This is a genomic window from Microcoleus sp. S36b_A4, from assembly GCF_036700645.1.
GTDB lineage: Bacteria > Cyanobacteriota > Cyanobacteriia > Cyanobacteriales > Microcoleaceae > Microcoleus.
Genome location: NZ_JAUBPI010000015.1, coordinates 1 through 24,803, shown reverse-complemented (window position 1 = coordinate 24,803; position 24,803 = coordinate 1). Strand labels below are relative to the sequence as shown.

Sequence of the window (24,803 nt, the reverse complement as noted above, 5' to 3'; positions counted from 1 at the left end):
GAGAGATAAATGTTAGTTAAAACCAACGCAGTAGTAGAAATTGCTGCATCGCCTGAAGTAGTCTTTGATTTTGTTACGTCCCTATCAAATCTGCCCAAAGTCTTTCGCGGATATGGCCCAATTCCAGCAATTATTAAAGCTGAGATGGCAGATGGTGGAGAAATGCGTGAAGGCGGCGTGCGGCGGATAGAAAATGCTGACACTTCGGTGATTGATGAAGAAATCATTACTTTCAAAAAGCCAGAAAGACAAGCCTACCGACTGGTTAGAGGGTTTAAGTTTCCGATTTCTCTACTCATTGAGTCTGGTGGCGGAGATTGGAATTTCACTGCCACAGCAAAGGGAACTCGGATTGATTGGGAGTTTTATTTTATGCTGACTTCTCCGGTATTCTATCCCGTTGGGTTGTTGCTCGTTCAGATTTTTATGCAAAAAGCTATGCAGCAGTGTTTAGAGAAAATTAAAGAATATTTGGCTAATCCAAGCGAATAGATTGTATGAATTATTGGCTGATGAAGTCGGAACCGGATGTTTATAGTATTGCGGATTTGAAGGGCGATCGCACTTCCATTTGGGATGGCGTTCGCAACTATCAAGCGCGCAATTTTATGCGAGAAATGAGTCGGGGAGATTTAGTATTTTTTTACCATTCTAATACTCAAATACCGGGAATTGCCGGGTTAATGCGCGTCATTGAATCTGGGATTGCTGATCCGAGTCAGTTTGATATGAATAGCGGATATTATGACCCTAAATCGCAGTTTGATGCTCCTCGCTGGCAAACTGTGAAAGTGGAGTTTGTTGAAGAGTTTGCTAAGTTAATATCTTTGGATGAACTGAAACAAAAGTTTAGTGCTGATGAGATTTTGCTGGTGAGGAAAGGCAATCGGTTATCGGTGATGCCGGTATCTGAAAGTGCGGCTGAGAAGATTTTGAAGATGACATAACTCTACCTAAATATGGTGCGCCAGCAGAGCGTTATTTCTTCAACAATCTAGAAGCTTAAAGCTGACGCACCATACAATTATTATTAACTAAAGACCGGCCGCACAAACTGCGGCTCCAATTAACCCTACATTATCATTTAAAACCAATCTCACCGGCATCATTTCTAACAGCGAATCCATCCGGCCTTTGTGGGTAAAAGCTCGCATAAAACCCCCTTCTTGAATCAGTGGCAAAATTTTAGGAGCGATGCCGCCAGCTATGTACAAACCACCGTAAGGTAAAAGTGACACAGCCATATTTCCTGCGACAGCGCCGTAAGCTTCTACAAACATTTGCATTGTTTGTTCGGAAAGCCGATCGCACTTTTTGAGTGCCGCCTGTGCAATTGTCGCCCCCGGATCGACCGTCTTCTCAGTTTTCCCGACTTCTGACTCCCATTGTTTGATAATTTCTCCTACCTCCGCTGATTCCGGGGCAAATTTTCTGTCCCGCAAGAACTGGTAAATGGCTACAATTCCCTGTCCCGAAACCACACGCTCGATCGATATTCTGGGAATGTCGTGTTTTGCCAACAAATAATTCAGCAATTCAAACTCTAACTCCGATCGCGGCGCAAAGTCACCGTGTCCCCCTTCCGAAGAAAAAACCCTCACCCCATTTACGTCGGGAATAGCAAAACAATTTCCCAAACCAGTACCCGCACCAATCACAGCAATTGGAGCGTCTTGTCGGGGTTTTCCAACTTGCAAAGTCTGCAAATCTGTAGCATCCAAACCGCACACGCCGTAGCCAACAGCGACAAAATCATTAATTAAACTAACGTGTGATATTCCTAATTCCTGTTCCAGACGTTTCGCATCCAAGCGCCAAGGCAAATTAGTCAGTTTTGCGCTGTTGTTAACCACCGGGCCTGCGATCGCAAAACAAGCTTTTTCAGGCAATGGCGCAAAATCCAATTTCATAGCAGCTTCCGTCAAAAACTGCTGCACCATCGGTACTAAATCGGGAAACTCCCCGCTCGGATAGCGGAACTCGTAAAGAGCGTTCATTTCACCGTTAACAGTCCTTTCCACCAAGCGCAAAATTGTCTTAGTTCCGCCAATATCGCCCGCTAATAATAATGCCATAAATCTCTTTTTCCACCAAAGATAACATTCCCCATTTAAACACCATTTAAACACCCACAGTATTAATTGCCAACCAAGCCCGCAGCACCTCAGCCACTGTCCAAGCTTGAGCCGTGCAGCCCCGCGGCAAGTGGGGGGCGTCGCCTTCAAAAATTTCGCCCAGACTGCCAACTCCGCCGGCTCTTATATGATGTGCCATAGGTTCTAGGAATTCGCGAGCTTGTGCTGGGTTTTTGTATACGTGCAAGTGCGCCAAGACAAACGGGCCAATCAGCCAGCCCCAAACTGTGCCCTGGTGGTAGGCGCTGTCGCGCTGGAATTGGTCGCCTCCGTATGCGCCGCGATATTGCGGGTGCTGCGGCGAGAGGCTGCGGAGGCCGACAGAAGTCAGAAGCTGTTGAGCGCAGCAGTCCACCACGCCGCGCTGCTGGATGGGCGTCAGTAACGGTGTATAGCGGGTTTCCTGGCGCAGCCCCGCTGACAAGGAGTTGGCGGAGTGAGGAGGAATCGAGTCTAGGGGCAGGGAAACGGCGAATATTTGGTTGGGCCGCAGGGAGCTATCGTGTCCGTCTGGGCCGTCCAGAACGTCGTAACAGTAACCGGTTGAGGCGTTCCAGAAGCGAGGAAATCCGGCGGCCGTTCGATCGCCCAATTGCTGGTATTCATTGTGAGGCTTGCCCAGTTTTCGAGCAAAACTTGCCATAGCTTGTATAGCATTGTACCAAAGCGCGCTGAGTTCGATCGGCTTACCAATCCGAGGCGTCACCACCCAATCGCCGATTTTCGCGTCCATCCAAGTCAGTTGCACGCCGGTTTCGCCCGCGTAGACTAAACCGTCATCGGGATCGAGGCGAATGTTATACCGAGTTCCCTGTATGTGCCAATCTACAATCTCACATAAAGTAGGCCAGAGTTCGCTCAAAAGTTCCTCGTCCCCCGTGGCATCGATATAAGCGCGAATTGCCTCAAAGTACCACAGAGTGGCGTCTGCGGTGTTGTATTCCGGTTCGCCACCCGCATCCGGGAAGCGGTTCGGCAGCATCCCCCGATCGACATACCGCGCAAATGTCTGCAAAATCGATCGCGCAATTTCCCATCGCCCCGTACAGATTGTGAGACCGGGTAGGGCGATCGTCGTGTCGCGCCCCCAGTCGCTGAACCAGGGATATCCAGCGATAATCGTTTTGCCTGCGGGTTCCTCCGGTAGCGGGCGGCTGACGATAAATTGGTCGGCTGCGAGCACTAAGTGATTGATCCAGTCGGGAGATTCGCTCACTTTTGACCAGTTTTGCAGCAGTTGTTGGTCATAAGTGCGGCGCTCTTCTAAAGCTGTACCGCCGTTGAGTTCGGTATTTTTCTCGGTGCTGGCTATCAATGTGAGAGAACTTCCCGGTGCGATCGTCATGTGAAAAGTCGCCGCGTGCAAGTGATCCTCGCAGCAGTCCAATCCGCGCCGCTTTTCGGCTGCTAGGTCAAATCCGTAATGCCAATTGTATAAAGGCGTAGAAACTCGAAAGTTGGCCTCTGGTTCGACATCCGTCAGCAGGTACAGGGGTACAGACTTGGGAAATGCAGTCACGCAAACCCCGCTTTCTAAGGTCTGTAGGCTCATCGGCCAGTCGCCGACGCTCGTCGTGTGGTGGTAGTCGCGGTAGTTGACTAGGGCTTTGACAGCGAGGGCGATCGGTTGTGAGGCACGGTGCAGGCGGTATTGAATATATGTTGTGTTAGCACCTTGCTGCATCCAAATTCGCTTTTCCAGGATAGCGTCCGCGAGAGCAAACCTCCAAACAGGCGTCGTGCCTTCGAGGTGAAAGCTTTCGATGTATTTGTAGCCGTGGGGTTCCATCGTCGCGTCGGCCCAGCGGTTTGTATAAAGCGGATATGCGCGATCGTGATACACCGCCGTCTCGTCCAGCTTGGCGAGCATCAAAGTGCGTCCCAGCGGGGGTTTGAGGGCGGCTACCAGCAAGCCGTGATAGCGGCGGGTGAGGAGATTTGCGATCGTCCCGCTAGCGTAACCGCCGATCCCGTTTGTGACCAACCACTCGCGAGACTCCGCCGAGTCGAGATTGCAGCAGATTTCCCGTCCAAAAGCCATAACCATAAAGTCCACACTCGCGCTGATTTTTGACCTACCTTTAGGTAGATTTTCGACATGATATCAACTAGAAATATTAACGCTTGCAGGCCGTTAATTTGGCGATCGGCCCCGTGCCGATTCCTGCTCTAATTTAAGCCTAACCAACCGCTAATTTTGCCCCGTACCCAATTTTCCCCTTTGATGCCTCTGTCTAAAGTTAGTTGTTTGTTATATTAAGTAATATTACCGTCTAAACAGGCGCTGAACGTTAAGGGCAAGCATTTGATAGCGCGTCGGGCGATCGAACTACAAACCTATTTTATAAGGAGAACAGCTCAAAGTGAAGATAGGAGCAAATTACCTCGGCAATAACCAATGTGAATTTACCGTTTGGGCGCCCACCCTCAAACAAATGGCAGTCCAAATTGTTTCCCCAAAAAAACGCCTGATACCTCTGGAACAATCGGCAGAAGGTTATTGGCGAACCACAGCTACAGACATCGAACCAGGAACCCTTTACACTTACCAAATCGAAGGAAAAACCGACCGACCAGACCCAGCCTCAAAATATCAACCCCAAGGCGTACACGCTCCGTCGCAAGTAATAGATGAAAATATTTTTACTTGGACTGACACAAATTGGCAAGGCGTGCCACTAGCCGAAATGATTATTTACGAACTGCACGTCGGCACCTTCACCCAAGCCGGAACATTTGAAACAATAATTCCCCAGCTAAAACAACTTAAAGAATTGGGAATCAACGCCATCGAAATAATGCCAGTAGCCCAATTTCCTGGCGATAGAAACTGGGGATATGACGGCGTATATCCCTACGCGGTTCAAAACTCCTACGGCGGCCCCGAAGGCTTCAAAACACTCGTCAACGCCTGCCACGAACACGGTATTTCAGTAATTCTCGATGTAGTTTACAACCACCTCGGCCCCGAAGGAAATTATCTCAGGGACTTCGGCCCCTACTTTACATCAAAATACGGCTCGATTTGGGGAGACCCATTAAACTTCGACGATGCCTACAGCGACGGCGTACGCAACTACTTTATTGAAAACGCCCTCTACTGGTTTCGAGATTATCACATCGATGCCCTGAGATTAGATGCAATTCAAGCAATATTTGAAGTCGGTGCAAGACCTTTTTTACAAGAACTATCCGATGCCACAGCCGATATTTCCCAAGAACTAGGACGGCAACTTTACTTAATAGCCGAAAGTGACTTAAATGATGTCCGCACAATACGTCCTAAAGAACTCGGTGGCTTCGGATTAGACGCCCAATGGTGCGATGATTTCCACCACGCACTGCACGCCTTGCTCACCGGAGAAAACGACCGATACTACCAAGATTTCGGCAAGTGCGAACACTTAGAAAAAGCATTCAAAGAAAGCTTTGTTTACTCCGGCCAGTACGCCCCCCACAGAAAGCGGAGACACGGCAATTCTGTTAAGGATGAACCGGGTCATAAATTTCTGGTGTTTGCCCAAACCCACGACCAAATCGGCAACCGTATTTTGGGAGACAGACTATCCAAAATAGTTGACTTTGAAGGATTGAAACTCGCAGCCGGCACCGTCTTAATTTCTCCCTACATTCCCTTCTTTTTTATGGGAGAAGAATACGGAGAAGAAGCACCGTTTTTTTACTTCGTTTCCCACTCGGACGAAAACTTAATTGAAGCTATCCGCAAGGACAAACAACAAGAATTTAAAATCTTTGAAGGCCGAGGCAAGTTTCACGACCCCCAGAGTCCTGAGACTTTCGATAAGTGTAAGTTAAACTGGGAAAAACAAACCGAAGGCAAACACAAAATCCTTTGGGAATGGCACCAACATTTGATTCAACTGCGGCGGACAATACCAGCGCTTAAAAAACTCGACAAAAACAGTCTAGAAGTGTCCAACATTGAAGCAGAAAAAATCTTATTTCTACGTCGCTGGACAGATGACAGCCAGATATTCTGCATTCTAAACTTCAACACGCAAGATGTTGCTTTTACGGCTGCACTGCCCCAAGGCAACGGTCACAAAATTTTAGACTCTGCTGATGAAAAATGGATGGGTTCAGGTTCTAGCTTGCCTGAAAAGATAACTTCAGAGCAAAAATTGACCATTAAACCGCATAGTTTTGCACTCTATGAATTAGAGTAATTAAAACGGGAGGCAGAGCCTCAAATACAGGCGCTCCCAGGCAGAGCCTAGGAACAAGCAACAGGAGGCAGAACCTCTCTCGTTCGTTCTCAGGCTACGCCGCGGAATGTAGTCTAACAAGAAACGGGAGGCAGAGCCTCTCTCGTTCCCAGCCTCTGCCCATTGGTGACAACTTAACGTTAAACGTAGTATCGGTCTGCTGTCTGACGATTAGGGCTCGATCCCCCCTAGCCCCCCTTAATAAGGGGGGGACAGGAATCTTATCAAAGTCCCCCTTATTAAGGGGGATTTAGGGGGATCGAGACTGGGTTAAAAGCGAGATTTATCAGGGGTTTCAGTCTTAAGTTGACACCAATGGCCTCTGCCGGGGAATGCAGTAGAGGAGGCTCTGCCTCATATATTAAAAGAGAAAACCCTAAAAAACCAGGAGTAAAATTAACATGATGAGAATTCCCACAACAACTTATCGGATTCAATTTCATGGAGGTTTTAACTTTGAAGCCGCCAAACAAATCCTTAGTTATCTAGAAGATTTAGGAATTACCGACCTTTACGCTTCACCGATATTTAAAGCCAGAAAAGGCAGCTCTCACGGATACGATGTCGTTGACTCAAATCAGCTCAATCCCGAATTGGGAACTTCAGAAAATTTTGAAGCCCTCACATACGAAATCAAGAAACGGAACATGGGATGGCTGCAAGATATTGTCCCGAACCACATGGCTTACGACACTCAAAATTTGCTGCTGTTAGACGTATTGGAACACGGGCCAGATTCCGACTATTTCGATTACTTTGATATTGAATGGAATCATGCTTACGAACATCTCAGAGGTCGAGTGCTGGCTCCGCTGCTGGGCAATTTTTATGGAGAGTGTTTGGAAAATGGCGAGATTCAACTCAAATACAGCGAAAATGGGCTGAGCATCAATTATTATAGCTTACAATTGCCCGTAAGAATTGAATCTTATGCTAAATTTATTAGTCATAATTTGGGGCATTTAGCCAGAGAATTAGGCAGACGCCATCCAGATTTTATCAAGTTTTTAGGAATTCTTTATTTGATTAAAAATACACCTTCAGAAACTAAAGGTAAAACCCGATACGATCAGATAGCTTTTGTCAAAGGGCTGCTGTGGGAACTCTACAACCAAAATCCCCTTGTACAGGAATTCATTGATGAAAATATCAAAGTTTTTAACGGAGAAAAGGGGAATGCCGAAAGCTTTAATCTGCTAGACGATTTGCTTTCCGAGCAGTTTTACCGTCTGTCTTTCTGGAAAGTGGGGGCAGAAGAAATTAACTACCGAAGGTTTTTTACGGTCAACGAGCTTATTTCGGTAAAAGTTGAAGAGATTAAAGTTTTTCACAAAAACCATGCTCTGATATTCGACATGGTTGATGAGGGAAAGTTTACCGGATTGAGAATCGACCACATCGACGGGCTTTACGACCCCACAGAATATTTGAAACGGCTCCGGGAGAAGGTCGGAGATACTTACATTACTGTTGAAAAAATTCTGGAACACGAAGAAGATTTGCCGTCATATTGGCCAATTGAGGGAACGAGCGGCTACGACTTTTTGAATTACGTAAACGGCGTTTTTTGTCGGTGCGATCGCGAACAGCAATTTAGCGAAATATATCAGAGATTTACTCGCTTGAATGTTCCCTATGAACAGTTATTTTTAGATAAAAAAGGACTGATTGTTGAGAAAAACTTGGCGGGAGATGTAGACAATCTAGCTCAACTTTTGAAGAATATCTCCGGTCAGTCGAGACAGGGAAATGACTTTACTCGTCCCGGTTTGGAAAAAGCATTGGCGGCTGTTTTGACAATTTTTCCAGTCTACCGAACTTACATCAATCAAGACGGTTTGAGAGAGTCCGATCGCACTTACGTACAATATGCGATCGCCCATGCCAAACAACAAGCACCCCGACTCCTCAAGGAACTTAAATTTATCGAAACGGTGCTGTTACTGGAAGAAGAAGAAACTCTAACACCAGAACAAAAAGAGCAGCGTCGGCACTTTGTAATGAAACTCCAGCAGTTGACGGGCCCATTAATGGCAAAAGGCGTTGAAGACACGCTTTTATACGTCTACTATCGGCTTTTATCCCTCAACGAAGTGGGAGGAAATCCCAGTCAGTTCGGCGTGTCGCTGGGAGATTTTCACGAGTTCAACAAACAACAGCAAGTCGCTTGGCCGCACAAAATGAATGCTACAGCTACCCACGATACCAAACGCGGCGAAGATGTGCGAGCCAGAATAAACGTTTTGTCAGAAATTCCCGATGAATGGGAACAGCAAGTCAGGTCTTGGAGAGAGGTAAACTCTTCTAAGAAAGTCAACTTTGCGAATCGAATGGTTCCAGATACTAATGACGAATACTTCCTGTACCAAACTCTGCTCGGCAGTTTTCCCTTTGAGGGAATTGAAAACACTGATTATGTCGATCGCCTGAAAGATTATGTGATTAAAGCTGTCCGCGAAGCAAAAGTTTATACGGCTTGGCTGAGACCGGATAACGATTACGAAGCTGGTTTTATGACCTTTGTCGATACCGTTCTCGAACCTTCGGAACAAAATCAGTTTCTCAACAAATTTACACCTTTCTGTAAAAAAGTAGCTAATTACGGAATTTTCAATTCTTTATCTCAAACGCTGCTGAAAATCACGGCTCCGGGCGTTCCCGACATTTATCAAGGGACGGAATTCTGGGATTTAAGCCACGTCGATCCCGATAACCGCCGTCCCGTGGATTTTGAGCGCAGAATCGAGGTTTTGCGGGAAATTAAAGAACAAGCTCAGACGGATATTTTGCAACTGGTTGAAGATTTGATTGCGACGCGAGAAGACGCGAGAATTAAGTTGTTTTTGACGGCAAGAGCGCTAGAAGCGAGAAAAAAATACTTGCAAGTTTTTCAATCTGGCGATTATCTGCCCCTGGAAGCGGTTGGCACTTTTAAAGATAATGTTGTTGCCTTTGCCAGAAGCTTTGGAGAGACTACAGTTATTGTCATTGCTCCCCGGTTTTTGACGGGAATTGTCAAACCGGAAGAAATGCCGATCGGCAAACAAGTTTGGAAAGATACTAATTTGAAATTATCCGAGCAAATGCCGTCGGTTTGGAAAGATGCAATTACAAATCAGGCGGTAGAAAGTAACAGTACTTTGGCAATTGGTGACGCTCTCAGTTACTTTCCTGCAGCTCTGCTGATCGGTAAAAAATAGCAATGAAAAGCTGGAAAATTCACTAATTTTCCGAGATTCCCACGAGGCGGACTTGAGGCTCTTCCTCAATAAAATATTCTTTCTCAGGCACAGCCTGGAAGTAAACGGGTAGGGACAGGGCATTGCCCTGTCCCTTTTTAGAATTGATGTTATATCAAATCCGTTAGCATCGGAATAGTAAATTCGAGTTCGCTGTTCGCTGTTCGCTGTTCGCTGTTCACTGTCAACCGTCAACCGTCAACATCATTCCGGTGTAACCGGAAATGATATTAAACCTGATTTGAAGCCAAAAAACCGATCGCCCCTACCAACCAAACAAAATTTATACACATAAGACGGCAAACACAACACAACGTATACGGTTTGCCACAATACCCGAATCGATCGCACACCGTACATTAGGAAGAGTAAAGAAAAGCAGTCAACAACTGTAGCGGTGTAAACCTCATGAATGCAACCGTCCCCCAAAAGGTTCGGTAAACACGCCTTCATCGCCTGGTCTAACCACCCGCAGTATAGAGATAAGCACCTATCTAAGACTGTATTAAAGCAGGACTCACTATCCGTACACCCCCCACAGGTGAAATCGCAGTCCTGAATAACCAGACTATCACACAGATAGAAAACCAAAATTTTGTAGAGATTGGAGCCGGAACACCCCTATGGGAAAAGTAGTTGGAATTGACTTAGGTACGACAAACTCCTGCGTCGCAGTTATGGAAGGCGGCAAACCCACCGTCATAGCCAACGCCGAAGGGGGTCGCACCACACCTTCTGTAGTAGCATACGCTAAAAATGGGGATCAACTTGTCGGACAAATCGCCAAGCGTCAAGCCGTGATGAACGCCGAAAACACCTTTTACTCAGTAAAACGGTTTATCGGGCGTCGGGTTGATGAAGTAACCCACGAAACCACTGAAGTTTCCTACAAAGTTCTCAAAGTCGGCAACAGCCTCAAACTAGACTGTCCCGCCCGTGGCAAGCAATTTGCCCCAGAAGAAATTTCTGCACAAGTTCTCCGCAAACTCGTAGAAGACGCCAGCAAATACCTCGGCGAAACTGTTACCCAAGCGGTAATTACTGTTCCCGCTTACTTTAACGACTCCCAGCGCCAAGCTACGAAAGACGCGGGAAAAATTGCCGGTATAGAAGTGCTGCGGATTATTAACGAACCTACAGCAGCAGCTTTAGCTTACGGGTTAGATAAAAAGAGCAACGAAACCATCCTCGTATTTGACTTAGGTGGCGGTACTTTCGACGTATCTATTCTCGAAGTAGGCGACGGCGTGTTTGAAGTGTTAGCAACTTCTGGAGACACTCACCTCGGCGGTGACGATTTCGATAAAAAAATTGTTGATTTCATCGCTAATGAATTCCAAAGAGCCGAAGGCATTGATCTTCGCAAAGACAAACAAGCACTGCAACGCCTGACGGAAGCTGCAGAAAAAGCCAAGATTGAGCTTTCAAGCGTTACCCAAGCAGAAATCAACCTGCCGTTTATTACCGCGACTCAAGACGGGCCAAAACACTTGGACACGACTTTGACGCGGGGCAAGTTTGAAGAACTGTGCTCGGATTTGATCGATCGCTCTCGCATCCCCGTAGAAAATGCGATCCGCGACGCCAAGTTAGACAAATCTGCAATTAATGAAGTCGTCTTAGTTGGTGGTTCTACACGCATTCCTGCGGTGCAAGAACTGGTCAAAAAAATCCTCGGCAAAGACCCCAACCAAACGGTAAACCCGGATGAAGTGGTCGCAGTCGGTGCAGCAATTCAAGCCGGCGTACTCTCCGGCGAAGTCAAAGACATCTTGTTGCTCGACGTTACTCCGCTGTCTCTCGGCGTCGAAACCTTGGGTGGCGTGATGACCAAAATCATTCCCCGCAACACCACTATTCCTACCAAGAAGTCGGAAACTTTCTCGACTGCTGTAGACGGCCAAACAAACGTGGAAATTCACGTTTTGCAAGGCGAACGGGAAATGGCGAATGATAACAAGGATTTGGGAACCTTCCGCTTAGATGGAGTTCCACCAGCCCCCCGTGGCGTACCTCAAATTGAAGTTACTTTCGATATCGATGCTAACGGTATTTTGAATGTAGCTGCTAAGGATAAAGGTACTGGCAAGGAGCAATCGATTAGCATTACTGGTGCTTCTACTTTGCCCAGCAATGAAGTCGAGCGCATGGTGAAGGAAGCCGAATCCAATGCTTCTGCTGACAAGGAACGTCGCGAAAGGATCGATCGCAAAAACCAAGCTGATTCTCAAGCCTATCAAATCGAGAAGCAGTTAGCAGAATTGGGCGATAAAGTTCCCGCTGATGACAAAACTAAGATTGAAGGGTTGCTCAAAGACTTGCGCGAGGCCATTGGTAGTGAAGATGACGATCGCATCAAAACCCTAACAACAGAGTTGCAGCAAGCATTCTACGCTGTCAGCAGCAACCTGTACCAGCAAGCAGGCGGCCCAACTGACGGCCCTGGTGGCCCCGGCGGCTACGGAGACGGTGGCCCGACAGGCGGCGGCGACGACGTGATTGACGCCGACTTCACTGAAGGCAACAAATAACAGGCTAAATTAAAAGCCCCCAGCTAGAAGCAAGAAACCCGGTTTTGAACAGAAACCGGGTTTCTGTGCATTCAAAAACAAACAAAAGGCGATCGCCCAAAATCAGTAAAAATCTGCTTGAGGCATAGTGAAAAAAATTGAATATGCTTCAATAAATATCATAAACTAGCAGTAATATCGCAATCGAGAGCCATTAAATGTCACGTTCTCCTATACAAAGTTCCTCCCCAAATAACCCCAGCCCATCTCATGTAGCATCCTTGCGCCGACTGCGCCGGATCAGCCATTTACTAGACAATGCAATTCCGATTCCCGGCACAAAGTACCGCATCGGACTCGATCCTATACTGGGACTGATACCGGGCGGCGGCGATGTAATCAGTTCAATTTTTGCAGGATATGTTGTCTTCAAATCCGCTCAAATGGGAGTGCCTCAAGAGACCTTAGTAAAAATGGCAGCTAATATCGTGTTTGATACAGTGGCTGGTACTGTACCGGTAGCCGGAGATTTGTTGGATGTTGCTTGGAAAGCTAATGTCAAAAATATAGAATTGCTGGATGCTCATTTAGGTTCCCCTGAACAAGGCAAAAAAGCCGATTGGCTATTTGTGGCGGCGTTGCTGTTGGGTTTGATATTAATTGTCGGAGGCGTGATTTTCTTGAGCGTGATGCTTTTGGGCTGGCTATTTCAAGTAATTACAGGGCGTTAAATTGGGTTTGATGAGCAAGATAAATCCCTCTCTTTATGTCATTCATAGTGATAGCATATAATCGGAAAAGTTTTCCTAAAAAATCCTCTTTGAGGATGATTGCGAACTGACAAAAAACATCTAGGTTTAAGTATCCATAGGTGCGTTGCTTTTTTTACGAGTCAAAAAAAAGAGCGAATATATCACATATCCGTAGATTAAAAACAGGGAGATTGGAAAGAAAACACACCCTTTTTTCGCAGCAATACTTAAGAGAAACAAGAGGATTATTGGCTACGAAAAAACAGTGGCTGCCATCAATGTTGAAAAATTCAACCAACCCCTACCAATAAAGGTTCTGATCCTCTTGCCAAGAAGAGATATGTGGCATAAATCTGAGATATTGCACCACTCTCAAGAACAGGCAAGATGCCTGTTCCACAAAAAAATTCACTCTAGATATTGAAAAGTATATCTTAAGGGGATTGACAAAATTTATTAACTATGTACTCAAGTGTCAATTTTCTTTGAAACTAGGTAGTGACCAGGAATTTCTTGATGGTACCCGCCACGTGATCTATCCGTGGAATCAATCCCAAATCGAAAATCGAAAATCCTCAAGCCCCCGCATTTATCTCGCGCAAGTCAATCGAAAATCTAAAATCTAAAATCTAAAATCGATTGACCCGATCGCCCTTGAATCCGATATAGTGATATAATCCAGACTATAATATCAAATTGATATAAATGCTTGAATTATCAGCCCTTGGACTGCTACAGTTGCAACCCATGCACGGCTATCGGCTAAAGCAAAAACTGGAGCTGTTTATGAGCAGTTGCATCAGCGTCAACTATGGAGCGATTTACCCACTCCTGAAGCGCTTGGAAGAGCGAGGCCAGATTGCGACAATTGCCGAAGAAGCCGGAGATGCGGGATGTCCGCGCAAAATCTACGGAATTACCGCCCAAGGGCGCGAACTCTGGCGGCAAAAAATGCTCGAACACCCTCAAGAAAGCTGGGTTAACAGTGGTTCCCGGTTCCAAATCAAGTTTTTCTTTTTTGGCGACTTAGAGCCTGCTGAACGGCTGAAGCTATTGGAACACCGCTTGCGAGCCTGCTACACCCGGCAAGACTACATCGAAAGTCTCAAGAGCGAATATCCACTAACAGATGACTATCAATTTGCCTCTCGCGATCGCTGCAAGTCAGTGCTGGCGTCAGAGATAGAGTGGTTAACCGAGCAACTAGCCAAGGAAAAAAGTGCGCTCGCCGGAGTGCGTGACTCCCCAACCTTCGCTAAATCCGCCGACTCCAAGGAAAAATCTTTCCAACTCACCCACTCAGGTGAGTCATAAGAAGGATGTGCAATCTTGCCTGCCATCGTAACTTTTGAGAAATAACAAGAAGCTTTCCTAAAAATAATCACCATCAGGCTGGGCTAACTGTGATGAGACTAAAGCCCTGCACATACTCCAACCTCATTAAAAAGAGACTTTCCCGATTCCATCATCTTTAAAATCCCTTGTCCTTATTCCCCCATGTTTGAGAGGAACGCCGGAAAATCAAAGATTTCGCCCAAGTCTCAGTCAGAAGTTAAAAAAAATCTAAGTGGTGCTGCCAATGAGTTATTCTAAATCCCCAGAATCCGTCGTTGAAGCTGAAAAGCAAAAATCTCCCACACCGGAACTGCACCCAATTGATGCAGACAACGATCGACCGCAGGATTCTGCCACCGTTGCCGATCGCCCCCAACCTGTTGCTAAACCCGAACTGCACCCAACCGATGCAGACAGCGATCAACCAGAAGATTTTGCAGCCGTTGCCGATCGCCCCGAACGTGCTGCTAAACCCCGATCGCGCTGGCCCCTAATTGCCGCGATCGCGATCGCCACAGGCGCAGCAGGTTTCGGCTGGTACTCGTGGCAATCGGGTCATAATCGCGCACAGCAACCGGCAGCAGCAGCCCAACCCCCAGGCATACCAGTCAAGCTCGCAGCCGTACAAACCAGCTCAGTCCAAGAAGCCTCCGAATTTGTCAGCAGCTTAGAGGCCAAGCGTTCGGTAGAAATCAAACCCGAAGCAGAAGGGCTAGTCACCGAGATTTTTGTCAAATCCGGGGACTTCATAAACAAAGGACAAGCCATCGCCCGCATGAAAAGCGACAGCGCCCAAGCTGACTTGAGGCAATCTCAAGCCAACCTGATCCGCGCTCAATCCCACTTAGCCGAGTTGCAAGCAGGAACCAGGCCCGAAGAAATCGCCCAAGCTCAAGCCCAAGTCGCGCAAGCCCAAGCCAACCTCGCCCAACTGCGATCGGGCTCTCGGCCAGAAGAAATTGGTCAAGCCCAAGCCCGCGTTAGCCAAGCTGAAGCTGACCTCGCCGATGCCCAAACAGGTAGCCTCTTAGAAGACATCGCCCAAGCAAGAGCGCAAATAGAAGCAAGCACAGCCGAAGCAAAATTAGCCACCCAGCAGCTTGCCAGATATCAGGCATTGGCAAGAGAAGGTGCAGAATCTGCCAACACTCTTGAGCAATACACCCAAAAAGAAGGCAGCGCCAAAGCCAACCTCCGAGAAGCTCAAAGGCGGTTTGAGCAGCGACAAAAGAACAGACAAGCCGAGATCGAGCGCCGGACAGCAGCCTTGCAACAGCAGCGGCAAGCTTTGCGGCAATTGCAAAACGGTTCGCGCCCAGAGGAAATAGCCAAAGCCGAAGCAGAAGTTGCACAAGCCAAGAGCAGATTAGCGCAGTTAGCCAACGGCACTCGCCAAGAACAGCTCGATCAAGCTGAAGCGCAAGTTGCCGAGGCCGCCGCTCAAGTGCGCGGCTTTGAAGTACAACTACAAGAAACTGCCGTCATCGCGCCCTTCGCAGGAGTCATCGGCGACATACCAGTGAAAGTAGGTGATTACTTGCAAAAAGGTGATGCCCTTGCCACCCTGACTGAGAACCAATTGCTAGATTTGCGGTTATCAATTCCTTTGGAACGGCAGCCTCAATTACGCTTAGGGCTGCCAGTACAAATGCTCGACGCTCAAGGTAAGGCGATCGCCCAAGGTCAAATCAGTTTTATCTCCCCCAACGTCAGCGCCAATTCCCAAACAATTTTAGCTAAAGCCACCTTTCCCAACCCCACCGGCGAACTGCTTAATCTCCAGTTTGTAAAAGCTAAAGTCATCTGGAAACAGAACCCCGGAATTTTAGTTCCAGTAACAGCAGTCACTCGCTTAGGTGGGGAAACTTTTGTCTTCACAGCTCAAAAGCCGGAACAGCCAAAACCTGGGATGCCACCTTTAGTAGCGCGACAAAAATCCGTGAAATTGGGAGCCATTGAGGGGAATAATTATCAAGTTATTCAAGGTTTGAAAGCCGGGGAAAAAATTGTTACCGCAGGCATCCTTAACCTGACAGACGGTGTTCCGATTATGGCTCAAGAGGAAGGGGAAAAAGCTGGGGAAAAATTACCAGTAGGAAGCAAAAAATAAGGTATGTTGTTGCGCTTTAGCACTCTTAATTCACTTCTTAAGAGCGCACAAGCGCAACTACGTACTGTATGTGAAACTACTTGATTGCTCAGCTATTAAAAAAGGGGAAATTTTAATTTTTGACGTAAGTCTAATTAGAAATTAGAAATTACGAATTATCAACTAACAACTACCCATTACCCAAATAATGTTTGCAGATTTCTTTATTAAACGACCAGTCTTTGCTAGCGTCTGCGCCTTAATTATTATCTTGGTAGGGGCAATCAGCATCCCCAGCATACCTATCGAGCGCTTCCCCGACATTAGCCCTACCCAAATCAACGTCACAGCTAACTATAGCGGGGCGAGTGCTGAAATTGTCGAAAATGCCGTTACCAACATCCTAGAAAGGCAAATCAACGGGGTTGAAGGACTAAAATATCTAACTTCCAGTAGTAGTAACGATGGCACCAGCACCATTACAGCTACCTTTGATTCATCGCGCAACAAAGACATTGCCGGCGTCGATGTTCAAAATCGAGTTGCAGTTGCTCAACCCCAATTACCAGATGCCGTACAACGCACAGGAGTTAGAGTTACCAAACAATCTACAAGTCTCCTATTAGCGATCGGTTTATTTACCGAAAATAAAGAATACGACACCATCTTTTTAAGCAACTACGCTGACCTATATTTAGCAGATGCCTTAAAACGGGTAAAAGGTGTGGGCGACGTGCGAATTTTTGGAGAAAGACGCTATGCAATGCGTTTGTGGATAGACCCTAATAAATTAGCAGCTCGCCGTCTCACAATGCAAGATGTAACGAGAGCTCTCAACGAACAAAACTTGCAAGTTGGTGCTGGGAGAGTTGGTCAAGAACCTGCTCCACAGGGACAAATGTATCAAATTGACTTGCGTGCTGAAAGTCGCCTCAAAGAACCAGCAGAATTTGAAGAAATTGTCCTCAAAACAGAGACCAATGGAACGTTAGTTAAATTAAAAGATGTGGGGAGAGCAGAACTAGGGGCAGAGAATTACAGCTCATTTCTGCGATTTCGAGGCAATGATGCAGTAGGTTTAGGGATTTACCAACTGCCTGGAAGTAATGCTTTGAATGTTGCCCATGCCGTCAAGACAGAAATGGAAAAACTAGCGGTTGCTTTCCCTCCGGGCTTGATACATAGAGTAGCGCTGGACACGACTTTGTTTGTAGAAGAGTCGATGGCAGAAGTAGTCAAGACATTATTTGAAGCTGTCTTGCTAGTTGTTATAGTTATTTTTGTTTTCTTGCAAGACTGGCGCACAACTATTATTCCTATCATCACAATTCCAATTTCTTTGATTGGGACGTTTGCCTTTATCAAAGTTTTCGGATTTACGATTAACAGTTTATCTCTGTTTGGTCTGACATTAGCGACGGGATTAGTGGTTGATGACGCTATCATTGTAGTAGAAAATATTGACCGCCTGATCCGCCAAGGGATGAATGCCCGCCAAGCGGCTTTTGAGTCAATGCGGGAGCTTTTTAGCGCTGTAATTGCGACTTCTTTAGTGTTGATGGCAGTGTTCGTACCCGTGGCATTTTTCCCCGGAACTACAGGAGCGCTTTATAAACAATTTGCGCTAACAATTGCTTTTTCCGTCCTGCTTTCTACCTTTATTGCTATTACTCTCACGCCCTCACTTTCAGCAATATTACTGCGTCGAGGACCGAAGTTTGGGGGCCCGCTGGGTTGGGTTTTTGACAGGTTTAATGGAGTTCTAGATTGGGTACAGCGGCAATATCGCAAATCGTTAATATTTCTCACAGGAATTAAGACTATTGTCACCCTCGTGTTCATCGCTTCTCTGGGAGTAACAGCTTGGCTTTATTTATCAGTCCCCACAGCATTTATCCCGGAAGAAGACCAGGGCTATTTTATGACAATTATTCAAGGGCCCCAAGGTGTTTCGCTGCAATACACTCAGAAAGTAATGGATCAAGTAGAAGCAGAAATCCTCAAACTTCCTGAAGTTGTCGGGACTTTTTCAGTGGGTGGATTTGGTTTTAGCGGTAGCACTTCTAATCAAGGCATTATATTTACTACGCTGAAAGCCTGGGAAGAACGTCACGGAGAAGATCAAACTGTACAAGCGATTATTGGTAAGTTGCGGGGTAAGTTTTTCTCGATTCCCGAAGCGAGAATTTTCCCAGTGAATCCGCCGGCTATTCAAGGTTTAGGTCAATTTGGGGGTTTCCAATTTCAATTGCAAGACCGCAAAGGTAACGGCGGTTTAGATGGCTTAGTCCAGACTATGGGCGGGATTTTGAAGCAGGCAAATCAGACACCGGGATTGCAAGCGGTATTTAGTACATTTGCTGCGAATACGCCTCAGTTAATTGTGGAGGTTGACCGCAATCGAGCTAAGGCTCTAGATATTCCGATTAATGATGTTTTCAGTACGTTACAAACGGCTCTGGGTGCTCAGTATGTGAACGATTTTAACCTGCAGCAGCGCAATTATCGGGTGTATGTTCAGGCGGATAAACAGTTTCGTGATAACCCTGAAGATATTGGGAAATTGTATGTGCGTTCTGGAAAGAATGAAATGGTTTCTTTGAGCAATTTGGTGAAGATAACTCCGGTGGTGGGGGCACAAACTGTTAACCACTACAATTTATATAGGTCAATTGAAATTACTGGCTCTCCGGCTCCGGGAGCGAGTTCTGGACAGGCGCTAAAATCGATGGAAAAGGTGTCGGCTCAAGTGTTACCCTCGGGTTTTGGCTATGAATGGTCGGGGAGTTCTTTAGAAGAAATTGAATCGGGCGGTCAAGCACCGATTATTTTCGGTTTGGGGCTGATTTTTGTGTTCTTGGTGTTGGCGGCGCAGTACGAAAATTATGTCGATCCTTTCATTATTTTGCTATCGGTGCCTCTGGCGATTTTGGGTGCGCTTTTAGCTCAGTCGTTGCGGGGTTTGGCGAATGATGTTTATTGCCAGATTGGTTTGGTGATGTTGATTGGATTGGCTAGTAAAAATGCGATTTTAATCGTGGAGTTTGCGAACCAGTTACGGGAGCGGGGATATTCAATTGCTAAGGCGGCAGTTGAGGCTTCTCAAGAGCGTTTACGACCGATTTTGATGACTTCTTTATCATTCATTTTGGGTATTGCTCCTCTGGTTAATCCAGAAGGTGCGGGTGCCGCCAGTCGCCGATCGCTAGGGAATGCGATCGCGGGGGGGATGGTTGTTTCTACTGTCTTGAGTTTGTTTATAGTGCCGGTTCTGTATGTGGTGGTTGTCTCGGCTCGCGATCGCTTTCGGAAGCGCGATCGCCCGCAAAATCCGCCCGATGATGGCACAATTTTGAACGGGAAAACAACTCACCACGAGGAGATTGAACGCGATAAAGTATCGCCGTTGTAGTTGGTAAGTTGAAAAGGCGATCGTTTTGTGAGTCTCATTGGTGCGATCGCCCAAAACCCGCCAATCCCGCATCAAAACCCCCAAAGTCCCCAGATTAGTCCGGGGTTCAATTCTTCAATCCCAAATCCCAAATCCCAAATCTAAAATCTAAAATCTAAAATCTAAAATCGATTGACGGCGGCCCCCATCTGCGGCTACGCTTTGAAGTGAGAGGTTGCTTGCTTGTAGATGAGGCAGCCCGCGTCGCCCAAAAATCTAGTTGCACTGCCCAAAGCTGCTACGAACAGCAATGGACAGCTAACCGCCAAACTGGTACAAGCAGTCTGGAGGCTAACTGAGTATCTTAACATCCTCTGTAGCCGCCCTGCTATGTGTTGAACTGCGGGGCGGCTGGGTTTTTGGGTTTTCCTAGAAAACCCAAAACCAGGAGAACACAATATGTCACAGGAATTAGTGCCTGACGACAACTTGTCCGATCGCCCAAATGACGACTCAGCAGCAGTATGCGAACAGGAAGTGGTGCTGTTAACGGTTGTCGGTTCGCCGAAGGGAGTCAGGGAAACCATACTCACTTTGTATCGGCTGGGATTTGCCGAAGTCGGCGATTGGAGTCCCCTACAACGTGCGGCTAATCCGAAGCAGGTGATGAGCGTGCTGATCCGTCGTTCGCGGGCTAACGGTACACCGCCGAGAAAATCTGAACGGTAAGCTGCGCTGTCATTTTGATTGAAGCGAAGAATATTCGTGGGGTGGGCGTCTCGCCCGCCCTAAAAATACCATTACTTACTGGGCGTTGATATTGGATTTTAGGGTAAAAGTAAGAGACTTGCGATCGCGGGCAACAATTTACTGCAAGCTTCTACCAACGTCGCCGCGCTAGGTAAACCAGCAATAGTCCCTTTCAGAATCTTCATTGCCGTTTTCCCCGTCTTTTGCATGGTGCTTTCCTGGGGATTTTTCCCTACTTCTGCCAAAGCTTTTACCTGTTCCAAGGCTTCAGCTTTATCCTCATCAGATAAATCAGTTTCAGCCTCGATCGCTGTTTGTAACTCAGTCAATAATTCTTTGATTCCCGGTTGATCACTTTGAGGAGAAGCTGGTAGCTGATTAATCGAGTTGGTAACTGTACCGCTGATATTGCTATTTAAAGTTGATTGATTAATATCTCTAGCATTGATGTTGTTGCTGTTGGTTGGGTTCATAGCTGTACTCTCTAATTTAGATTGAGGTGTATTAGTATTAGTAATACTAACATCAACAGATGGCCGAGTCAACTTTAAAAGTTCATCTTGCTCAAAATTTTTACTAAACACTCCTCTCACAAAGTCTTGAAAAAGACGGTAGTTATGTCTTTCTATTTCAATAATTTCATCTTTAGATTTTAATTGCTCGGTTCGCATTTGAGCTTCTAGCCTTGCTTGATAAACTTCGTCCCAAATTTGCTCAACTTTACCCTTATCAGTTCCTTCTGGAACTTTGAGAGTCAGTAAAACATCGTTTTCTTTCTTCTCAACTCCTTGAATTGACTCGGGTGTAATGTCTGGAAATTCTCGCATTAACTTCTTAAAAGCGGCGACAAAAGCTTCGGGGTTAATCCCATCTTTGAGGAGGATTTGCACAGTTTCCATAATCTTTTTATAGAGTTTCTCGAAATCCCCCGGTTCAAAACATTTACTGGGGTCGTGAGGGCGGCGTTCGCGATCGCCAGTTTCCGGTTGGGGATATTCTAGAAGAAAAACAAACCGACAGTTAACGCGATCGAGCTTTGTATTAGCGTCAATGTTCCAAGCTTCCAAACAAGCACCTGTAAAATAAGCTTTTGTAAAATCTGTTGCTAAGGCTTGAGTTTCAGTCAGGTTTGCGAATTCCAAATTAGCTTGATGCAAAGTTGCTTCGCTGAGGTTAGCCTGCTTGAGATTAGCATAGCTGAGATCAACCCCTGTCAGGTTTGCTCCTTGGAGATTCGCACCGAAATATGATTTTTTGTAGCCCTTGCCAGTGATGAGTAATTCTCGGACGCGGGTATCAGCTAATATCGAATTACCGACTCGCGCGCGATCGAGTTTTTCTGTATTGCGGAAGCAAGTGCGAGTAAGATTGGCTGTTCTCAAATCTGTACTTTTGAGGGTTGCCTCAGTGAAATTGGCATCAGTTAGATCTGCATTGCGAAAGCTAGTGCCACCTGTAGCGGCAAAGACAATCGCAATGGTGCGAATCAAGGCGTGTTTCTCATCCCCAGCCAGAGCACGCCAAGCAACGTAAATACCTAGTGCTACCCCTGCCCCTGCCACTGCCACTGCCACTGCCACTGCCACTGCCACTCCCGCTGCCACTACCACTACCCCTACCCCTACCCCTACCCCTACCCCTGCCACTGCCACTGCCACTGCCCCTGCCCCTACCCCTCCCACCGCCACTGCCACTGCCACTCCCGCTGCCCCTGCCACTGCCCCTGCCACTGCCGCTGCCATTGCCACTCCCGCAGCCGCTGCCACGGCCACGGCCACTGCCCCTACCCTTGCCACTGGCGCTACCATTGCCGCTGCCACTACTATTGCCACTTCCCCTGCCACTAAACCTTGGTGCACGGTAACAATAAAGAAGATTGCCAAAACTATCAGCAGGAAGACACCTGGAATCAGGGTGTACTGTTTGATGTTATCTGGAGTGAAAAGCAATGTTACCCAAAAAGAAGTTATGCCTGACATCAATCCCGATATTAACGATAGAAATAGCGAGATAGTTAGTAGAAAAATTGTCCATCGACGTTGCAGTCCAGCTTTGGCACGGGTGAAGTCAGCTTCTTTGAGGATGGCATTGGTGAAGTTTGCGCCTCGGATGTCGGCACCGATGAATTTTGCACCTGTGAGGTCTTGACCTTTGAAATTGCGGCCTCGGAGATTTTTACCGGAGAAGTCTTTGGGCATGATTTCACTCAGGGAGATAATATTATGTCCGGTCAATTAATTACGACTACAGTGCGAGCTTCTAGCTCGCGAGCCTTACGCTCTTACTATACAATCATTATTAGCAGTGATAACTGAAACATAATATGATAACTATTTTAAAAAACTTAAACAAGCCAAAATATCCTGTTGCGTCAGATAGGGAAAATCATCTAATATTTATTCATAACTCATCCCAAAAGCGAGATATTCCAACACATCATACACCGTAATTCTCATACCTCGAATACAGGGTTTCCCGCCTCGCTTCCCCGGTTCGATCGTAATGATATTAGCGATGTCTTGTTCTGACCTGGCACTTTTCCTTTAGCTTATTTTCTCAATTCTAGGCTAAAAAAGGGATAGAGCACTCCTAACGTTTGGTAGTTTCCAGCATTTTATTAGTTCCTTTAATTTCCTAATTCACTTTAACTCAATCGCCCCACAGCCAGCACTCCCCTCAACTCCCATCAGGGGCGTGCCCGGAGTCTTTTTGGGGATCTTTTCGCCGATCGCACCCCATCGTGCAATAATGATATGACTTGCACAAAAGCTCTATTAGTAGGTAAATCTTGCCTACCTTACCGCTACATATAGCGTCTCAACTGTCAACCCGTGCAAGTTACCAATTAAACCGGCTGTTGCACTACACAAATTTTTCCTAATGGCTGAAGTCCCCCTAAATCCCGCAGAACTTGCAGAAGCCCTCAACGGCTTTACCGATATCAATTTCCAATTACCAGACCCCGAAGACGAACAAATACCAGAATTTGATTTTGAAAATCAGGTTGACAATGCCTGGAAAGTGTGCGATCGCTTCGACTTGCAAACCGACATTTGGCGGGGACGCATTCTCCGAACAGTCCGAGACAGAGAAAAAAAAGGTGGCGAAGGACGCGGCACAGGGTTTTTGAACTGGCTTAAAGAAAGAGAAATTGGCAAAAGTCAAGCCTATTCTTTGATAGAATTAGCTAATAGTGCCGATACTCTGATCCAGCAAGGAGATTTAGACCCAAATTCCATTAGAAACTTCAGCAAAAGAGCCTTTGTAGAAACCGCCAAAGCATCTCCCGAAGTGCAGCAAATGGTAACAGATGCCGCAGCAAGTGGCGATCGCATCACCCGCCGCGAAGTCAAACAACTCTCCGACGAATGGATGGCAATGAACTCAGATTTATTGCCAGAAGAAGTCAAAGAAAAAGCATCTAGCGGTTCTTTACCTTCCCGCTACCTCGCTCCTTTAGTCAAAGAAATGGAGAAACTCTCCCCATCTCACCAAAGCGAAATTCAAAAAGAAGTAGCAGAAAATCCCGACGTAGATACTGTCAAACAGCTAACTTCAGACGCCAAGAACTTATCAAAATATCTCGACGCCGCCGCCCAAGTGCAAGCTCTAAATCAGTCTCATTTAGACATGGAAATGGCCTTAGAAGAATCTTTGAGAGTCGGCTGTTTGGGAACCACCGCCGACGTTGTAAAACAAGCAGCACAGCTAGAACAAACAGTAGTCAAACTCTACACAATTTGGAAGCGTTTAGGCAGTTTGGCAGATAGATTGTACGTGGATACAGGAGCAAGTACACCCAATTTGCGGTTGCTTTTGGGATGCTTAGACAGTCTTTCGGGAGAAAAGATTGAAGTAGATTTTGGAGACGGAGAACGCTCTATCCGCTTGCAAATTTTCAGCGAATAGCTTAAGTTTGACCGCAGATAAAAGCCAACATCCGGCTAATTATCTGCGTCGAACCCTGTTCATCTACGGTTAAAATTTATAAGTTTTTTTCCAAAGATATCGGGGATGCAAATAACGCCGATATTTGGTAACTACTTCTTTACCCAACAGCACTACGCTAATCCAAAAACAAACTTCTGCCCCAACAGCCAGAACGAAAGATAAAGTAGTTTTTTGGGTAATGTCCAGCGGCAGGAATGGCACAACAAAAAAAACTGCCAACCACGGTAGAAAAGATAGAATAAATAAAAACAAACCGAGCTTTTGCATAGATTCACATAATACAGATTTGATATCCCCTTTATCTCTTAGTCCGCTTGGAGTGAACTTCGTTTGTATAGTAGCGATTTCAAGAGACTGTTGGCGAATTAAAAAAGGGTGAAACCAAACATCCCATAATCATGGAAAAAAAACTACAATGAGGCAGA

Annotated in this window: 15 protein-coding genes and 1 pseudogene; 11 read left to right on the top strand and 5 right to left on the bottom strand. The window is 46.4% G+C overall.

Annotated features, from left to right (window positions below; all coding sequences use genetic code 11):
• The first annotated feature begins 9 nt into the window (after positions 1 to 9).
• Together QUA03_RS07010 and QUA03_RS07005 are read left to right on the top strand one after the other, a co-directional pair.
• The gene (locus tag QUA03_RS07010; RefSeq protein ID WP_333210796.1) at positions 10 to 492 is read left to right on the top strand and encodes an SRPBCC family protein; all 483 of its coding nucleotides are present in this window, start codon (positions 10 to 12) and stop codon (positions 490 to 492) included.
• 5 nt (positions 493 to 497) lie between these two features.
• A complete protein-coding gene (locus QUA03_RS07005; protein ID WP_333210795.1) occupies positions 498 to 947 on the top strand; it encodes an EVE domain-containing protein in 450 nt (149 codons plus the stop codon).
• A gap of 87 nt (positions 948 to 1,034) precedes the next feature.
• Here the strand turns inward: QUA03_RS07005 and QUA03_RS07000 are convergent, their stop codons facing one another.
• Both QUA03_RS07000 and QUA03_RS06995 read right to left on the bottom strand, forming a co-directional pair.
• The gene (locus QUA03_RS07000; protein WP_333210794.1) at positions 1,035 to 2,075 is read right to left on the bottom strand and encodes a glucokinase; all 1,041 of its coding nucleotides are present in this window, start codon (positions 2,073 to 2,075) and stop codon (positions 1,035 to 1,037) included.
• A gap of 46 nt (positions 2,076 to 2,121) precedes the next feature.
• Positions 2,122 to 4,182 (bottom strand): amylo-alpha-1,6-glucosidase, encoded by a 2,061-nt coding sequence (locus tag QUA03_RS06995; protein WP_333210793.1) that lies wholly within the window; start codon positions 4,180 to 4,182, stop codon positions 2,122 to 2,124.
• Positions 4,183 to 4,498: 316 nt separating this feature from the next.
• Between QUA03_RS06995 and treZ the strand changes: the two genes are divergently transcribed.
• The 8 genes from treZ to QUA03_RS06955 all read left to right on the top strand — a co-directional run bounded on the left by treZ (position 4,499) and on the right by QUA03_RS06955 (position 20,406).
• Positions 4,499 to 6,322 (top strand): malto-oligosyltrehalose trehalohydrolase, encoded by a 1,824-nt coding sequence (gene treZ, locus QUA03_RS06990; protein ID WP_333210791.1) that lies wholly within the window; start codon positions 4,499 to 4,501, stop codon positions 6,320 to 6,322.
• A gap of 443 nt (positions 6,323 to 6,765) precedes the next feature.
• A complete protein-coding gene (treY, locus tag QUA03_RS06985) occupies positions 6,766 to 9,561 on the top strand; it encodes a malto-oligosyltrehalose synthase (protein ID WP_333210856.1) in 2,796 nt (931 codons plus the stop codon).
• A gap of 662 nt (positions 9,562 to 10,223) precedes the next feature.
• Positions 10,224 to 12,131 carry a molecular chaperone DnaK gene (gene dnaK, locus QUA03_RS06980; protein ID WP_333210790.1) on the top strand — a complete coding sequence of 636 codons (1,908 nt, stop codon included), beginning with the start codon at positions 10,224 to 10,226 and terminating at the stop codon, positions 12,129 to 12,131.
• 197 nt (positions 12,132 to 12,328) lie between these two features.
• Positions 12,329 to 12,841 carry a DUF4112 domain-containing protein gene (locus QUA03_RS06975; RefSeq protein WP_333210788.1) on the top strand — a complete coding sequence of 171 codons (513 nt, stop codon included), beginning with the start codon at positions 12,329 to 12,331 and terminating at the stop codon, positions 12,839 to 12,841.
• 726 nt (positions 12,842 to 13,567) lie between these two features.
• The gene (locus tag QUA03_RS06970; RefSeq protein WP_333210786.1) at positions 13,568 to 14,176 is read left to right on the top strand and encodes a PadR family transcriptional regulator; all 609 of its coding nucleotides are present in this window, start codon (positions 13,568 to 13,570) and stop codon (positions 14,174 to 14,176) included.
• 265 nt (positions 14,177 to 14,441) lie between these two features.
• A complete protein-coding gene (locus QUA03_RS06965) occupies positions 14,442 to 16,307 on the top strand; it encodes an efflux RND transporter periplasmic adaptor subunit (protein ID WP_333210785.1) in 1,866 nt (621 codons plus the stop codon).
• Between the two features lie 187 nt (positions 16,308 to 16,494).
• A complete protein-coding gene (locus QUA03_RS06960; RefSeq protein WP_333210784.1) occupies positions 16,495 to 19,698 on the top strand; it encodes an efflux RND transporter permease subunit in 3,204 nt (1,067 codons plus the stop codon).
• A gap of 438 nt (positions 19,699 to 20,136) precedes the next feature.
• The gene (locus QUA03_RS06955) at positions 20,137 to 20,406 is read left to right on the top strand and encodes a hypothetical protein (RefSeq protein ID WP_333210782.1); all 270 of its coding nucleotides are present in this window, start codon (positions 20,137 to 20,139) and stop codon (positions 20,404 to 20,406) included.
• A gap of 98 nt (positions 20,407 to 20,504) precedes the next feature.
• Here the strand turns inward: QUA03_RS06955 and QUA03_RS06950 are convergent, their stop codons facing one another.
• Both QUA03_RS06950 and QUA03_RS06945 read right to left on the bottom strand, forming a co-directional pair.
• The gene (locus QUA03_RS06950) at positions 20,505 to 22,625 is read right to left on the bottom strand and encodes a pentapeptide repeat-containing protein (RefSeq protein ID WP_333210779.1); all 2,121 of its coding nucleotides are present in this window, start codon (positions 22,623 to 22,625) and stop codon (positions 20,505 to 20,507) included.
• A 132-nt stretch (positions 22,626 to 22,757) separates the two neighbouring features.
• A pseudogene (locus QUA03_RS06945) lies at positions 22,758 to 22,925 on the bottom strand (DUF433 domain-containing protein).
• A gap of 382 nt (positions 22,926 to 23,307) precedes the next feature.
• Here QUA03_RS06945 and QUA03_RS06940 point away from each other — a divergent pair.
• Complete coding sequence (locus tag QUA03_RS06940) at positions 23,308 to 24,336, top strand: hypothetical protein (RefSeq protein WP_333080450.1); 1,029 nt, start codon at positions 23,308 to 23,310, stop codon at positions 24,334 to 24,336.
• A 69-nt stretch (positions 24,337 to 24,405) separates the two neighbouring features.
• Here QUA03_RS06940 and QUA03_RS06935 read toward each other — a convergent pair whose 3' ends face one another.
• Positions 24,406 to 24,645, bottom strand: coding sequence for a transporter suffix domain-containing protein (locus QUA03_RS06935; protein WP_333210777.1), 240 nt, complete (start codon positions 24,643 to 24,645; stop codon positions 24,406 to 24,408).
• Positions 24,646 to 24,803: the final 158 nt, after the last annotated feature.

Coding starts and splice junctions, on each gene's coding strand:
- QUA03_RS07010 (WP_333210796.1), top strand. CDS start 10: ATGTTAGTTAAAACCAACGCAGTAGTAGAAATTGCTGCATCGCCTGAA.
- QUA03_RS07005 (WP_333210795.1), top strand. CDS start 498: ATGAATTATTGGCTGATGAAGTCGGAACCGGATGTTTATAGTATTGCG.
- QUA03_RS07000 (WP_333210794.1), bottom strand. CDS start 2,075: ATGGCATTATTATTAGCGGGCGATATTGGCGGAACTAAGACAATTTTG.
- QUA03_RS06995 (WP_333210793.1), bottom strand. CDS start 4,182: ATGGTTATGGCTTTTGGACGGGAAATCTGCTGCAATCTCGACTCGGCG.
- treY (WP_333210856.1), top strand. CDS start 6,766: ATGAGAATTCCCACAACAACTTATCGGATTCAATTTCATGGAGGTTTT.
- dnaK (WP_333210790.1), top strand. CDS start 10,224: ATGGGAAAAGTAGTTGGAATTGACTTAGGTACGACAAACTCCTGCGTC.
- QUA03_RS06975 (WP_333210788.1), top strand. CDS start 12,329: ATGTCACGTTCTCCTATACAAAGTTCCTCCCCAAATAACCCCAGCCCA.
- QUA03_RS06970 (WP_333210786.1), top strand. CDS start 13,568: ATGCTTGAATTATCAGCCCTTGGACTGCTACAGTTGCAACCCATGCAC.
- QUA03_RS06965 (WP_333210785.1), top strand. CDS start 14,442: ATGAGTTATTCTAAATCCCCAGAATCCGTCGTTGAAGCTGAAAAGCAA.
- QUA03_RS06960 (WP_333210784.1), top strand. CDS start 16,495: ATGTTTGCAGATTTCTTTATTAAACGACCAGTCTTTGCTAGCGTCTGC.
- QUA03_RS06955 (WP_333210782.1), top strand. CDS start 20,137: ATGTCACAGGAATTAGTGCCTGACGACAACTTGTCCGATCGCCCAAAT.
- QUA03_RS06950 (WP_333210779.1), bottom strand. CDS start 22,625: ATGCCCAAAGACTTCTCCGGTAAAAATCTCCGAGGCCGCAATTTCAAA.
- QUA03_RS06940 (WP_333080450.1), top strand. CDS start 23,308: ATGGCTGAAGTCCCCCTAAATCCCGCAGAACTTGCAGAAGCCCTCAAC.
- QUA03_RS06935 (WP_333210777.1), bottom strand. CDS start 24,645: ATGCAAAAGCTCGGTTTGTTTTTATTTATTCTATCTTTTCTACCGTGG.